Below are 14,171 nucleotides of genomic sequence, written 5' to 3'. Positions count from 1 at the left end.
GATTTCATGTCCTGTTTGCCTTCCCTATTACATTGTTTAATGGACACTCAGCGCAGCCCCAATTAAGGTTTTCGCTGAGAGCCTATTTAAGATCTATACGCCGCCGCGCCGGAATCCGCTTTTTCGTCGAGTCGTCAGTGCGATTGTGCGGCGCAGTCGTTCTACATAACCAAGCGCAATCGCCGGCTGGTGGCAACGCGGTTGTGTATAGATCCTAAATAGGCTCTACGGATCGCCCGTTCGGGGGTGCCAGATAATCAGAACATGGAGCTGACATGACGCAGGAACGTCTTTATTCCCGCCAGACAGGCAAGAGCGTCTGGGTTGTACTGGTGGTGTTGGTGGTTCTGGCGGCCCTGGGGGCCGGTGGCTGGTGGGGTTGGCAACAGTTCCAGCAGATGCAGAAGGAAAAAGCCGGTCTTGCCGGTCAGATCAGCGAGCTGAAAGCCGCCATGGCCAGTCAGCGCAGCGACGTGCAGGGCGCGCTGTCTTCCTTCGAGAAAAAACAGGCCGAGTTGTCCGCCCGCATGGTCAAGGATCGCGCCGTCCTCAGCGATATGCAGAGTGGTGGGCAGACACTGTGGCTGGTCAACGAGGCACGGGCACTGGCCAGCCTGGCCAGCCAGCGACTGCTGCTGACCCAGGATGCCTCTGCCGCGCGGCGACTGTTGAAAGCCGCGGATGAAACCCTGGCCCGCCTTGATGATCCCAAGGTGCTGCCGGCCCGTCAGGCGCTGGCCATGGACATGGAAAAACTCAGCGGTGCCGGTCAGGTGGATGTGCAAGGCATGGTGCTGCGCCTGGGCGCTCTGCGTCAGATTACCGCAGAGCTGGCGGTGCCGGTGGAGGAAGCGCCTCCCGAGCGGGATATGCCGGACGTCAGCCAGCCCTGGTGGCAAGACGTGCTCGATCGCCTGCCGATCAATGTGCGTCATCATGAGGGCGCTGTGCCCCTGCCCTTGTCTGCCGAGCAGGCGTCGCTGGTGCGGTTGACCCTGGACGGCAGCCTGCAGCAGGCGCAGTTGGCACTGATGCAGGGGCGTGCCAAGGCCTACCAGCAGGCACTGGATAATGCGCGCACGACGCTGGCGCAGTGGTTCCGTGAGGATGAGCCACGGGCGGCGCAAATGCGCAAGGCGTTGAAAGAGCTGGGTGGCAACAGTGTGGCTCAGGCCCTGCCGGAGATCGGTGCAGGCCTTGCCGCCATTGAAGAGTTGAAACGCAAGGAGGGCGGTGCATGAAAAAAGTCGCCCTGCTGATTGTCATCGCCCTGATTGCCGCTCTGGCACTGGGGCGCTGGATGGCGGCGGATTCCGGCTATGTGCTGGTGATCCGCGATGATTTCTCCCTGGATACCACGCTGGGCTTTGTGGTGCTGGCGGCCCTGTTGGCGGTGGTGGCCATTGTTGTTCTTACCCTGCTCGGCAATGCCGCCTGGAATGTGCTGGAGCCGGTGCGGGCTACCCGTCGCTGGAAAAAGGCGGTGGCGGCCCGGCGTCTGCGCAGCGGTTTCCTGCAACTGGTGGATGGCGAACAGGAAAAGGCCGAGCGGTTGTTGGCTGCCGCTGGTGAAGACGGTGACTGGCCACTGCTGGCCTGGTTGCTGGCGGCGGAAGCCGCCCAGGAACAGGAGAACGTGGAAGCCTCTCAGTGCTACCTGGACAATGCCGGCAGCGACCGCCGTGGCCGTCTGGTGGCCGGGCTGATGAAGGCCCGCTTTGCCCTGGACGATGGTTATCCGGATCAGGCCCGCCAGGAGCTCAAGGTGCTGGCGGACATGGCGCCACGCAACAAGCGCATCCTGCGTACCTATGCGGAAGTGCTGGAAAGCCAGAAGGACTGGCCGGCCCTGTGTGCCCTGATGCCGCGCCTCAAGCGCGCCTTCGGTGAGGGCAAGGAATCCCGTCGTGAACGCCGTGCCTGGCTGGCCCTGCTGCAGGAAACCGCGCGCAAGCCCGGGTTCAATGATGCCGACAGCCGTCGCGAGGAACTGCGCAAGCTGTGGAAGGATGTGCCGGTCCATCTAAAGAATGACCCGGCCATGGTGGCTCGTTATACCGGTTTCCTGGCTCAGCTGGGTGGTGGCAAGGGCGCCTTGAATCTGGTCCGCGAGCAGTTGAATCAGCAGTGGGACGATCGCTTGCCGCCGGTACTGGAAGCCATCGACGATATTTCCCCGGATGATTTGCTACAGGTGCTGGAAGGCTGGCTGGCAGAGCGGCCCGGTAATGCGGCGGTGCTGATTACCTCGGGTCGGGTGGCTCTCAAGGCCCGCCTGTGGGGCAAGGCCCAGGGCTTCTTCGAAGCCGCCGCCAACTCCAGCCAGAGCGCGACAGCCCTGGCCGAGCTGTCGCGGTTGTATCAGGCGCTGGGTGATTCCAGTAAGGCGCAGAAAGCGTTCGAGCGTCGCCTGCAACAACTGGAAGGAGAGTTGCCCGCGTTGCCGATGCCGGAGAAGTCGTTGTAGAACGGTATTGGCAACCGAAAACCAAAAGGCCGCGCCGGATTCCCGGCGCGGCCTTTTTGCTGTAGGAGCGCCGCTTGAGGCGCGAACAGGGTCAAGTTGCGAGGAACGAAAGGATTTTCGAAACTCGAAACTCGTGACTCGCTTCTAATGCTGTTCGCGCCTCAAGCGGCGCTCCTACAAAACCCATCGAGCCCTTGCGGTCCGGTGGCTTATTTCAGTTGCGTAGGGTGGATTAGCCTAAGGCGTAATCCACAACTCGTCCCTGCGCCGACGGCTCCAGGGTTATGGACAAGTGATACCACCTTGTCGGTCGACGATGGGGGGAATATCTTCAGTGGAACCTGACAAAGGAAGGTGGATTACGCCTTAGGCTATTCACCCTACCCCTCCCTACGGCCCTCTGTGTTTATTTCAGAGCTTGGGTAATGCTCTGCCCGGTTTCCTGCCAGCCCTGATCCAGGGCTTCTACCAGTGCCGCATAGCCCTGGCCTTGAATCGGGCCCTGCCACTCGATGGTTCCCCGTTGGCTTTGCCCTGCATTGGTGAATTGCCAGGTGCCGGTGATCATGGCCACGTCACCCTCATCGCTCTGCACGCCCTGAAAGCGGCTGAGTTGCAGATCCAGTTTTCCCTGTTGCGGGAGTGTTGTCTGGCTTGCCAGCGTTGCTGTCAGTGCCCGCTGCAATTGTGAGCCCAGCGGCTCTGCCCAGCGATGCTGGCGGGCCACATGCAGTTCGGTATCGCTCAGTTGCAGCACGATGCCGCCCTGGTCCAGGTAGTTGGCCAGGGTCACGCGAATCTGTAGCGGGCTATGGCCACTGTGGCTGGCGCCGGGCAGCAGGTAGTCGGGCGCTGGTGCCGGGGGGGTCTGGCTGCAGGCGCTCAGCAACGCCATCAGGGTGACCAGCAGGCCGGGAATGAAGAGTGATTTCATTGGCGGGTGCCTCTGGGTTGCGGGTCGGGAGCAGGCTGGCGCTGGAAGATCAGTGCATTGGGTTGCCGATTCAGGGTATCCAGCAGTGGTTCGGCGTCGTTGAGCAAGCGATCCAGTTTCTGCAGGGTACCTTGCAGTTGCTGGTAGCCATCGCCGTCGGTCTGCCAGCCTTGCAGTGTGCCTTCCAGGGCGCCCAGAGTGCCGGTAAGCCGTTCCGGCAGGGCATTGAGTGCCGGGTCGGCCAGCAGGGCTTCAAGTCGCTGGGTGGTGCCGGCCAGGTTGTCCAGGTTGCGGTTCAGGTTGCCGGCAATAGATTCCATGGGCAGGTTGTTGAGGGTATCCAGCAGCCGCTGGATCTTGTCTTCGATCTTGCTGATGCCGCCGCTGTCCACGGTGGGGAAAACGGCCACATCTGCATAGTGTTCGCCACTGTTGCCGGCGGGCATGTCGGTATGGAAATCCAGGTCCACGAACAGGGAGCCGGTGAGCAGGTTGCCCGGTTTCAGGCTGGCGCGCAGACCATCATCAATCATGCGATCGATTTCCTGCCGCCAGCGCTGTGTGTCTTCCCGGCTCTGATGAGTGATGCGCTGGGGTTCCAGGCGGATCAGCACCGGAATGGGAGCACTGCTGATGGTGTCCGGGCCTGATTGGGCAAAGCCCCAGGCTACCTGTTCCACCGTACCCACACGGATGCCGCGGTATTCCACCGGAGCGCCGGCTTTCAGGCCCCGCACACTGCTCTCCACCAGCAATACATAATCCAGGGTGTCGGTGTAGAGGGCCCGGCGCGCGCTTTCTTCATCGTTGTGCAGGGTGAACTGCCGCTCGTCTGTTACCGGATCGCCGGCGCGCATGTTGCCATCAGGCACGGCAAAGGTGATGCCGCCGCCAATCAGGGCTTCCAGGGAATGTATCTGAGCCTGGAAGCCGCGGGCATCGAGTTGAAAGCCCAGACCGTTGACCTGCCAGAAACGGCTGCTGTCCGAGACCAGCACGTCATAGGGTTTCTGGATAAAAATGCGGTGATGGAAACGCTTGTCGCTGGCATTGAAGCGGGTTTCCACCACTCGGCCCACTTTCAGGCTGCGAAAATGCACCGGATCACCCACGTCCACATTGGTTCCCACTTCGCTGACCAGTTTCAGGAACAGGCCGGCACCGGTTTTTTCCGGCGGCGGGGTGTCCTGCACCTGGAAACGTTTGCCCTTCTTGCCGCTTTCGCCGGGCATCAGCTCGAGGTAGGAGCCGGACAGCACCGTGTTCAGTCCGCTCACGCCTTCCCGGCTGATACGAGGTTTGACCACCCAGAAGCGAGTGTCTTCGGCCAGCATGCGGTCAGTGTCCGATTGCATCTGTACGGTCAGCAGGGTGTGGCTCATGTCATCCGACAGCCTCACGCTTTCTACCAGGCCGACCTGGACATTGCGGGTTTTCACCGGCGTCTTGCCGGCGTTGATGCCTTCCGCATCCGCCAGTTTCAGGGTGATCACCGGCCCCTGACTGGAGAGATAACTGAACACCAGCCACAGGCCGATCAGGGCCGCGGCCAGAGGAATCAGCCAGACGGCGGAAAGCCGGGTGCGGCGGGGTTCGGCTTGGGTGTCACTCAAGTCTGATGCTCCGGTTGTGTGTTGCGCAGATTCTGCTGCTGGTCCCAGATCAGGCGCGGGTCGAACTGGTGGGCAGCCAGCATGGTAAATATCACCACAGCGGAAAAGGCCACGCCACCCACGCCCGGGGTCACGGTAAGAATATTGCCCATCTGGAACAGGGCGACAATGATGGCTACCACGAACACATCGATCATGGACCAGCGCCCCACCCATTCGGTGATCCGATAGAGCGCCATCTGGTTTTTCATGTCCAGGGTGTCACGCCGGCGACTGGCAATACATAGCCAGCCCAGCGCCAGAATTTTCCCGAATGGCACCAGCACGCTGGCGGTAAAGATAATCAGGGCGATGGGCCAATCGCCGTGGCGCAAGAACAGCATGACGCCGGCAATGATGGTGGACGGCTCATTCTGCCCCAGGCTAGTGGTGGTCATGATCGGAAACAGGTGAGCCGGGAAGCAGCACAGGATGGCGGTGATCAGCAGTGCCCACACCCGTTGCAGGGTGAGTGGATGGCGGTCATGGAGGCTGCTGTGGCAGCGGTGGCAATGATGGTTGCCCCGGTCTTGCAGTTGCCCGCAGCGCTGGCAGCCGATCAGGCCCTGGGTGCGGGCGGTGAGCCCGCTGCGGGTAGCGACGGGTTGTTGCAGATTACCCAGCAGCCGCTGCCACAGGCTGACGGTATTCATGCGGGTGACGGTAATCAACAGCAACAGGGCGTAGCCGGAAAAGGTCCAGAAGGCGGAGAGTAGCTGGATATGGGCCATGGCAACTATCTTCACCAGGCTCACCAGTGCGGCGATGGCAAACACGTCCGCCATCATCCAGGGCTGCATGCGCGGCAGCCAGCGGGCCAGCAACAGGCTGCCGGGTAGATGACGGCGTGCGGACAGGCTCAGGTGTATCCAGCAGATCGACAACAGATAGAGAGCCGGGATCACGATGATGGTGGCGATAACGATGACGGCTAGCGATGGGTGGTGATAGACCGCCAGTTCCCAGGCGGCATCGGTCACTGTCATGGCACGCTCGATGCCATTTTTTTCGAAACCGATGTAGGGGAACAGCAGTGACAGGCTGAGCAAAATCAGTGCGGTAAAGGCCAGTGCGGGGGTCAGCTGATCACTCTGTGCCTGGCGCATCAGTGGGTGCCGACAGCGTGGGCATTGCAGCCAGCCGCTGTTCTGGCGAAGGTCTACCTCGCAGACCAGGTCGCATTCGTGGCAAGGCAGAAGCAATGTCTGGTGCTGCACCGTGGGCGGAGAATCCTGCGCCATCATCGCATCCTTTCCTTGGGAATCAGCTACAAGCGGCAAGTTACAAGCTACAACGTGGGCCTGGTTGTTGCCAGTCCGGGAATGTTTTGGCTGCGATTGGTAGCAGGTCAATACGGTATGACAAATCAGACTTGCTGCGCGAGGCCCACGCCTTCCCGATGAGCACGGGCGCAACCCGCGTTGCAGCTTGTCGCTTGCGGCTAATCCCTGGGCGCGTAGTCAAACACGTCGCAGTGGATATTGCCGGCGGGTACGCCTTCTTCCACCAGCGCATCGAACACCGCCCAGGCCATTGGTGGAGAGCCACCCAGATAGAACAAGGGCAGCTCCGGCTCGTTCAGGGCTGCCAGCGCTGCCTCATGCACCAGGCCTTCGGCGTGGTCCGGGTGGCGGATGTCGGACAGGGCAGTGGTGAAATCGAAGTCTTTCAGTGCCATCTTCCACTGGGCCGGGAGTGTTGGCAGGTAAAGATCTTCCGGGGTGCGGGCGCCCCAGAACAGGCGCACGGGATGGTCGAAGTCCAGAGCGACCAGACGCTCGACCATGGCTTTTACCGGGGCAAAACCGGTGGAGCCACAGATAAACCACACCGGTTGCTCCGGGGCGCTGTCGATAAAGCGCAGGCCGGCGGGCAGGGTGGCGCTGACGGTGCTGGCTGATTCCAGGTACGCCATGATGTCCTGGGCGGCACTATTGTCGTCGCCATGGCGGATGTGCAGTTCCAGGCGGCGGCCATCGCAGTGGTTGGCGATGGAAAAGGGGAAGCCCTCGCCGTTCAGGTTGAGCATCATGTATTGGCCGGCATGCCACTGCACCCGCTTGCCGGCGGGCAGCTGCAACCAGACCCGGCTCACATCGTGATTGAGCGCTTCAATCTGTTGAATCTGGCAATGAACTTCATGGCTCGGCAATTCGCCGGGAGCGGTTACCTCGGGCACATCAATCTCACAGTCGCTGAGTGGCTGAGCGATGCAGTATAACACCTGGGTGCTATTGGCATCGCCCGCATGAATGGTGTGGTTTCTTTGCTGAACGTGTCCGCGTTGAAGCGATCCCATGCAGCGTTCACAGACCCCGTTGCGGCAGGCCACGGGAAAGCTGAAGCCAGCCTGCTGGCCGGCGTCGACGATGGTCTGGTCATCACGGCAGGAGAAGTGTTCCCTGCCGTTGACGATGATGGTGAAGGTATAGGGCACGAATGATGAATTGATAATGGAAAATTGAGAATTGATAACGAAATCCACCTCCAGTGGGCATTGGCGGTGGTTTTCAGGGTCTTACGTTATCAATTATCCATTCTCAATTATCAATTGCCTGTTCTTTATGCTCCAACGCCCACGAACAGCGCCACAATACAGCCCATGCCGAAGGCCCATACCAGGGTGCGGGCGCTGGCCCAGTCGGCGATATAGCAGACGGTGAACATGATCCGGCTGACCACGAAGGCCAGGGCGATGCCGTCGATGGTGGGTTGAGGGGCGGTCTGGGCAAGGTGGGCAATGATCACGGCCGCGGCAAAGGCGGGGGTGACTTCAAAGCCGTTCTGCTGGGCCCAGTGGGCGCGCTTGCGGCTGCCTTCCAGGGTTTCCAGGAATTCGCGGGGGTTATGGTTCTGTTTCGGGCCGAAGCCGCCCTGAAATTTGGCTAACGCGGTATTCAGGTAGGGCAGGAAAATGGCGGCAAGCACGCACCAATAGGCAAGGGTCATGATGTTTTCTCCGTGATTTTTATATGCCGCAGGAGCGCCGCTCCTACGGGAATGAAAGTGAGGTTATCTCAGTCTTTGTCATCGGCCTGTGAGGCTAGCAGGCATGCCTCGATAACCGCAAAGCGATCCTGGCCCCAGACCATGGTGTTTTCGGTCAGGAAGCTGGGGACGCCCCAGCTGCCGGCGGCCATCATGGCGTTGCGGTTGTCTTCGGCGCGGTCGCGCCAGCTGTCGTCGTCCAGCCAGCGGCGGGCCCGGTTCCAGTCCAGCCCGGCATTTTCCACCAGGAACTTCAGGCCGTTGTCGGTGGCGGCATTGATGCCCTGGCTCCAGATGCCGGTGGCGGCAGCACGCAGCCATTCGCGCAGACGACCTTCCTTTTCCGCGAAAGGCCAGATGGCCATACAGCGCTCTACCCCGGCACCTACTGGATCGCACACCTTGCCGAACGGCACCTTGTGCAGACGAGCTTCCCGCGCGGCGTCCTTGAGGATGTAGAAACGCTTGGCCTTGGGCACCGAGAGCCCACGCATGACCATGGGCAGTACCGGGCGGATTTTCAGGTTCAGCCCGTAATGGTCCGCCATGGCATAGGTGCGGGCCAGCGCCAGATAGGAGTAGGGGCTGCGGAAAGAGAAGAACATCACCAGCGGTTTGCCTTTCAGGCCCTCCGGTACCTCTTTAAGGCGGGCGCGCTTGGCGCGGCCGTAGGGCAGTGGCCAGTCTGCCCCGCCCAGGCCCAGATCATTGAGGCGGTGGGCCAGGTGGTCCAGCCGCTCGACGCTCCAGTACCACTCACCTTCGTAGTGCAGGGTGCCGGTCAGGTAGTGACCATCCTTGAGGAACTGGTCGCGGCGGGCTTCCAGGGCCAGCTGTGCCCGGTCGGCGGGCATCTGGCCGTGTTCGGTGAGCAGCTCTTCCAGCTTGTCGTGATCGTTGCGCCACAGGGCATCTGCCAGGGCGGCGGCCAGGCTCCAGAAGCGCTCGTCCCTCTCGTGCTTGAGCAGACAACGGGTGGCCGCCAGGCTCACTTCCCGAGGGGGTAATTTCCAGGCGTCGGGGAAATCCAGGTCATGAACCCGGGCCAACTGGGTGGCATCGCGTGGGGCCAGCTCTTCGAGCATGTCCGCTGCCGGGTACATCTGCTGATCCAGATACAGCATCACCCGGGGCGTAATGGTGATGCCGAAGTGGCGGGCAAAGCGCGGCAGCACCTGGGCCATCAGCACCGAATAGGGGTCATCAATGCGGAAGTAGAACACCGCCTGATGAGGGCGCCGCTTGAGCGTGCGTTGCCATTCACGAAAGGCCCGTCGCCATTGCTGCAGGCGTTCGCTGGTGATCAGCTTGGCCACCAGTGGCATCAAACGTTGTGTCAGACTCATTAACAGAGTGCTCCTCGTAGTGGGCACAAGCGGGGCCGCCGACGGGATAGCGCGCCGGGGCCGGTCAGGGTTCCTACGATACTTGTTCAGAAAGCGCCTTGTGGCAACACCCTGTCTACCGGGGTGCGGCAGCGGTCATGGATGTTGGGGGGAATGAGGCACAAGAAAAGGGCGGCTCGAAAGCCGCCCGAGTCTGTTACTTGTTGAGCTGGCTGAGATCCCGCACGGCGCCACGGTCGGCGCTGGTGGTCAGGGCCGCATAGGCTTTCAGGGCGGTGGAGACCCGGCGCGGGCGCATTTCCATGGGCTTGTAGGCCAGTTTGCCGCGGTTTTCCATGTGGGTGCGGCGGTGGGCCAGTTCCTCATTGGAAATGTCCAGGTTGATGGTGCGGTTGGGGATGTCGATGGCGATGGTGTCGCCTTCTTCCACCAACGCAATGGCGCCGCCTTCTGCTGCTTCCGGGGAGGCATGGCCGATGGACAGGCCGGAGGTGCCACCGGAGAAACGGCCATCGGTGAGCAGGGCGCACTGCTTGCCCAGCCCTTTGGATTTCAGGTAGCTGGTGGGGTAGAGCATTTCCTGCATCCCCGGGCCGCCTTTGGGGCCTTCGTAGCGGATCACCACCACGTCGCCGGCGACGATCTGGTCACCGAGGATGGCACGCACGGCGGAATCCTGGGATTCGAACACGCGGGCGCGACCGGTGAAGGTGAGAATGGAATCATCCACCCCGGCGGTTTTCACGATGCAGCCGCGCTCGGCGATGTTGCCGTACAACACGGCCAAACCGCCGTCTTTACTGTAGGCGTTTTCGTAGTTGCGGATGCAGCCGTTTTCCCGGTCGTCATCCAGGCTGTCCCAGCGGGTGTCCTGGCTGAAGGCGGTCTGGGTGGGGATGCCCGCCGGGCCGGCGGTGAACATCTTTTTTACCCCTGCATCGCGGGTGCGCATGATGTCGTAGTGCTCCAGGGCTTCCGCCACGCTGGCGGAATGCACCATGGGAATGTCCCGGTGCAGCAGGCCGGCCCGGTCCAGTTCGCCGAGAATGCCCATCACGCCACCGGCACGGTGCACGTCTTCCATATGGTATTTCTGGGTGGCCGGCGCCACTTTCGACAGGCACGGCACCTTGCGGCTAAGCCGGTCAATGTCTTCCATGGTGAAATCAATCTCGCCTTCCAGTGCCGCCGCCAGCAGGTGCAGCACGGTGTTGGTGGAGCCGCCCATGGCGATATCCAGGCTCATGGCATTTTCGAAGGCCTTCACCGAGGCAATGTTGCGTGGCAGTACCGCCTCCACATCCTGTTCGTAGTACAGCTTGGCCACATCGACGATGCGACGACCGGCTTCCAGGAACAGTTCGCGGCGGTCCGCGTGGGTGGCCAGCAGCGAGCCGTTACCCGGCAGGGACAGGCCCAGCGCTTCAGTCAGGCAGTTCATGGAGTTGGCGGTGAACATGCCGGAGCAGGAACCGCAGGTGGGACAGGCGGAGCGCTCGACTTCGTTGAGGGTTGCTTCGTCCACGCTGTCATCGGCGGCCATCACCATGGCGTCCACCAGATCCAGCTTGCCCTCGGCCAGCTTGGTTTTGCCCGCTTCCATGGGGCCCCCGGACACGAAGATCACCGGAATATTCAGGCGCATGGCGGCCATCAGCATGCCGGGGGTGATCTTGTCGCAGTTGGAGATGCAGACAATGGCATCGGCACAGTGGGCGTTGACCATGTACTCCACGGAATCGGCAATGATGTCGCGGCTGGGCAGGGAGTAGAGCATCCCGTCGTGGCCCATGGCGATGCCGTCGTCCACCGCAATGGTATTGAATTCTTTGGCGATGCCGCCGGCCTTCTCGACCTCACCGGCCACCAGTTGCCCCATGTCCTTCAGGTGCACGTGCCCCGGTACGAACTGGGTAAAGGAGTTGGCGATAGCAATAATCGGTTTACCGAAGTCCCCGTCCTTCATGCCCGTCGCGCGCCAAAGGGCACGGGCGCCGGCCATATTGCGGCCATGGGTGGTGGTACGGGAACGATACTGCGGCATGGGAACCTCGTAATGGTCAGTAGCTGGGCGTAAGGGGAAAGCATTGTAACCCACAGTTACGGGCTGTTGGAGCCTTGCTCGCAGGGCGAAGAAGTGGGGAAGTCGGTGCTCGCCCGGATGGCGGCCTCCAGACTGGAAGCCTGCAAGGCCAATAACCCTGCTTGCCAATGGTACTGACTAGTCCATTCTCAGCCCACTGTTGGAGTCATGGGCGCATGGCGCGCTCCGGGAGTTAGAAACAGTCAGCAGAGAAACAGCCGTTGTTCGCCCGTGCGCCAGTTGAACATGTAGGATATGGCTTACATATTTTTATAAGTTGCTGAGATAGAGTGAATTTTCAGATTAGGGGCTGCAGGAAAAATCCAAACACATTTTACCGCTTAACATGCAAATGCAAGAAAGCCGGGTTGGTATGGTCGGGAGACTGTGGGCACTAAATATTAGGATAATATCGTTTTATATGAGGGGAAATGGTTTTGGTCGTCAATGTGTCTGCTCGTTCTGCACCAGTGTATCGCTATCTGTTATGTGGTCTTTTGTTCGGTATGAGCCTTGTTGGCTGTTCCTCTGAAAAGGGGGGCGAGTCATCTGCTGAGGCGGGGAATGGCGAGCCCGCAGCTGAAAAAGTGGCAATACATGTGAATTACCCAACCCCCAACGCCAATGTGGGAGGGTTGCGTTCAGCGTCAATGGTAACAGGGGCAGTTTATTTGGGGGGAGATGGCTTCTCTTTCCCTCCCTACACTTTGCCAGCATCTGTAAGCATTAATGGTGTTGAAGCTGCTTTGGATGAGATGACTGGTGCATGGAGCGCTCAGGTTCCTGTGGTATCGGGCCGAAATGTTTTGCAAGTGGAAGCTTCCATTGGCGAAAAAACCGCCAGTAAAACCATAGAAATCGATAACTCTCCTTTTTTGATCAACCCTGTTTCTTCGGTATGGGATGATGGGCTGGAACGATTGCTGGTCTTTGATCAGGCGCAGAGATCACTGCTTTCTCTGTATCCGGAATCTGGAGAGTTAAAGGTGGTATCAAGCTCCGGTCTGGCTGACGGCCCTGTGCCTCTTGATCCTGTGGCTATGACGGCAAACAGTAGTTATGCCTGGGTTCTGGATTACGATCAGGGGCGTGTTTTTGAAATTAACCTGGTTGATGGGGGCAGGAGGCTGTTGCAGCCTAGTGATTCAGAAGGCGAGATTGAATTTCGTGGGAGCTCCAGTAATGAGATTGTTCTGGATGAATTGAGACATCGATTATTGGTATCTGACTTGATTAATGGCGCCATTATTGCGATTGATATTTCCACAGGCAACCGCAGTTATTTTTCCTCCACTGAAGTGGGTAGCGGTCCGCTGTTCCGCTCTCCTGGTCCTCTGATGATCGATTCGAAAGGGGAGCGGCTTTTGGTCGTAGATTTATATGGTGATGACCGTCTTGTCTCGGTGGATTTGCTGACCGGCGACAGAGTAGATATTGACCATGTGGATCTGGGAAATTGGATGTCGCTTTTTTGGGATACCGAAGATAATTCCTTGTTAATGATTGAGAAAGAGGAGGGGAGTGGGGATTTTATTCTCTCCTCATCGGCGATAAATAATGGAGAAAAGGAAGTCCGCGCAGGGGAAGAGAGTGGGCTAGATATTGGGGAAGGCGGTTTTTTTAATGGGGATCTTTATCCTGGTGGCGATACATGGTGGTTATTTGATAATGATGCCGTGCTGCTGGGGCGTCTTAGTGAAGGATCTGGCAATCAGCAAAAGATATGGGATGGTAAAGCTGAGGCTAAAGTAGGGGTTGGGCCTGATCTGCTGTCGCCGGAAGGGGTGGAATACGCCTCTCATGCCAATCAGATATGGGTTGCAGATCCGGGCCAGGATTCATTGTTTTCTGTGGATGTGGAGACAGGGCGACGGATGGTGATTTCCGGTCCCGGTGTGGGTGATGGCGCTTCCATGGAAAGCCCGCAAGATGTGGTGTATGACACTGGAAACCATATGGTAATCGTGGCGGATTTGGGTAGTAAATCCTTGGTCAAGGTTGATCCTGTTACGGGAAGAAGGGATGTTTTATCGGGGCTAGGGAAGGGCGCGGGAAGTGACTTCAGGTTACCATTAAGCTTGGTGGTAGACGAAAATTCTGGTGCGGCCTATGTTGCTGATGGAAGGGCGGGGAGTGTTGTTCGGGTGGATGTGGCTTCTGGGGATAGGTCTCTTTTTCCTGTTTTTTCGCCATTATCATTCCTGGATGAGCCGGGGATACCTACGCATGTTGCATTGACACCAAATGGGTCAGTACTTTTGGCTGGATCGCAATTCTCCAGAATGGTTCAGGCTTATGAGTTGCCGGATGGGAACGAAAGTGGCTCTCGTTTCCATGGTGTTTTCCCGAGGGGGATGGACTTAAGTAGTAAAGGGGATGCTTTCATTTCGGCGAATGGCTTGTGGCGCTTTGACATTGAAAGTGGTGAAAAAGTGAATGTTTCGGGTCTGAAAAACCCTCAGATGCCAAGGCCTTCAGGGGTGGTGTTGGACGAGAGGGGCGGCCGGGCATTTGTGGTAGATCAGGAGCTAAATGCTGCTCTGGTCGTTGAGTTGAAAAGTGGGCAATGGGCTGTGTTTTCACGCTAGCGAAGCTTTTTATTATAAAAAAGAAGAAGGACCACATGGCTATTTCCCATGTGGTCGGTATTTATAGCGACTTAACAAACACCTTCGAATTCCGCTGCCAGTTATACAGCGAC

10 protein-coding genes are annotated in these 14,171 nt (G+C 59.2%); 3 read left to right on the top strand and 7 right to left on the bottom strand.

Features of this window, described 5'->3' with window-relative positions; all coding sequences use genetic code 11:
• Positions 1-275 precede the first annotated feature (275 nt).
• Together ACFE0K_RS15230 and ACFE0K_RS15225 are read left to right on the top strand one after the other, a co-directional pair.
• Positions 276-1,241: a uroporphyrinogen-III C-methyltransferase gene (locus ACFE0K_RS15230; RefSeq protein WP_434536872.1), complete on the top strand. Its 966-nt coding sequence runs from the start codon at positions 276-278 to the stop codon at positions 1,239-1,241.
• Positions 1,238-2,467, top strand: coding sequence for a heme biosynthesis protein HemY (locus ACFE0K_RS15225; protein WP_434536871.1), 1,230 nt, complete (start codon positions 1,238-1,240; stop codon positions 2,465-2,467). Before ACFE0K_RS15230 ends, ACFE0K_RS15225 begins: the two co-directional genes overlap by 4 nt.
• A gap of 406 nt (positions 2,468-2,873) precedes the next feature.
• Here ACFE0K_RS15225 and ACFE0K_RS15220 read toward each other — a convergent pair whose 3' ends face one another.
• The 7 genes from ACFE0K_RS15220 to ilvD form a co-directional block, all read right to left on the bottom strand.
• Complete coding sequence (locus ACFE0K_RS15220; RefSeq protein WP_434536870.1) at positions 2,874-3,401, bottom strand: PqiC family protein; 528 nt, start codon at positions 3,399-3,401, stop codon at positions 2,874-2,876.
• Complete coding sequence (pqiB, locus tag ACFE0K_RS15215; protein WP_434536869.1) at positions 3,398-5,014, bottom strand: intermembrane transport protein PqiB; 1,617 nt, start codon at positions 5,012-5,014, stop codon at positions 3,398-3,400. The genes ACFE0K_RS15220 and pqiB overlap by 4 nt, the downstream gene beginning before the upstream one ends.
• Positions 5,011-6,294, bottom strand: coding sequence for a paraquat-inducible protein A (locus ACFE0K_RS15210; protein WP_434536868.1), 1,284 nt, complete (start codon positions 6,292-6,294; stop codon positions 5,011-5,013). Before ACFE0K_RS15210 ends, pqiB begins: the two co-directional genes overlap by 4 nt.
• A gap of 200 nt (positions 6,295-6,494) precedes the next feature.
• Positions 6,495-7,538: a 2Fe-2S iron-sulfur cluster-binding protein gene (locus tag ACFE0K_RS15205; protein WP_434536867.1), complete on the bottom strand. Its 1,044-nt coding sequence runs from the start codon at positions 7,536-7,538 to the stop codon at positions 6,495-6,497.
• A gap of 77 nt (positions 7,539-7,615) precedes the next feature.
• Entirely contained in the window at positions 7,616-8,002 is a 387-nt protein-coding gene (locus ACFE0K_RS15200; RefSeq protein WP_434536866.1) for an MAPEG family protein, read from the bottom strand.
• 68 nt (positions 8,003-8,070) lie between these two features.
• On the bottom strand, positions 8,071-9,387 hold the full coding sequence (locus tag ACFE0K_RS15195; protein WP_434536865.1) for a DsbA family protein: 1,317 nt from the start codon (positions 9,385-9,387) through the stop codon (positions 8,071-8,073).
• Positions 9,388-9,583: 196 nt separating this feature from the next.
• A complete protein-coding gene (gene ilvD / locus ACFE0K_RS15190) occupies positions 9,584-11,431 on the bottom strand; it encodes a dihydroxy-acid dehydratase (RefSeq protein WP_434536864.1) in 1,848 nt (615 codons plus the stop codon).
• 470 nt (positions 11,432-11,901) lie between these two features.
• On the opposite strand from ilvD, the gene ACFE0K_RS15185 reads away from it, so the two are divergent.
• Complete coding sequence (locus ACFE0K_RS15185; RefSeq protein ID WP_434536863.1) at positions 11,902-14,058, top strand: hypothetical protein; 2,157 nt, start codon at positions 11,902-11,904, stop codon at positions 14,056-14,058.
• Positions 14,059-14,171: the final 113 nt, after the last annotated feature.

The sequence above is a fragment of the Alcanivorax sp. genome (assembly GCF_051117345.1).
Taxonomy (GTDB): Bacteria; Pseudomonadota; Gammaproteobacteria; order Pseudomonadales; family Alcanivoracaceae; genus Alcanivorax.
Note: the sequence above shows the minus strand (reverse complement) of the source record. Positions and strands in the feature narration are given on the sequence as shown.

Bases quoted from the DNA above. Each gene is read 5' to 3' on its own strand.
- ACFE0K_RS15230 (WP_434536872.1), top strand. From the start codon at position 276: ATGACGCAGGAACGTCTTTATTCCCGCCAGACAGGCAAGAGCGTCTGG.
- ACFE0K_RS15225 (WP_434536871.1), top strand. From the start codon at position 1,238: ATGAAAAAAGTCGCCCTGCTGATTGTCATCGCCCTGATTGCCGCTCTG.
- ACFE0K_RS15220 (WP_434536870.1), bottom strand. From the start codon at position 3,401: ATGAAATCACTCTTCATTCCCGGCCTGCTGGTCACCCTGATGGCGTTG.
- ACFE0K_RS15210 (WP_434536868.1), bottom strand. From the start codon at position 6,294: ATGGCGCAGGATTCTCCGCCCACGGTGCAGCACCAGACATTGCTTCTG.
- ACFE0K_RS15200 (WP_434536866.1), bottom strand. From the start codon at position 8,002: ATGACCCTTGCCTATTGGTGCGTGCTTGCCGCCATTTTCCTGCCCTAC.
- ACFE0K_RS15195 (WP_434536865.1), bottom strand. From the start codon at position 9,387: ATGAGTCTGACACAACGTTTGATGCCACTGGTGGCCAAGCTGATCACC.
- ilvD (WP_434536864.1), bottom strand. From the start codon at position 11,431: ATGCCGCAGTATCGTTCCCGTACCACCACCCATGGCCGCAATATGGCC.
- ACFE0K_RS15185 (WP_434536863.1), top strand. From the start codon at position 11,902: ATGGTTTTGGTCGTCAATGTGTCTGCTCGTTCTGCACCAGTGTATCGC.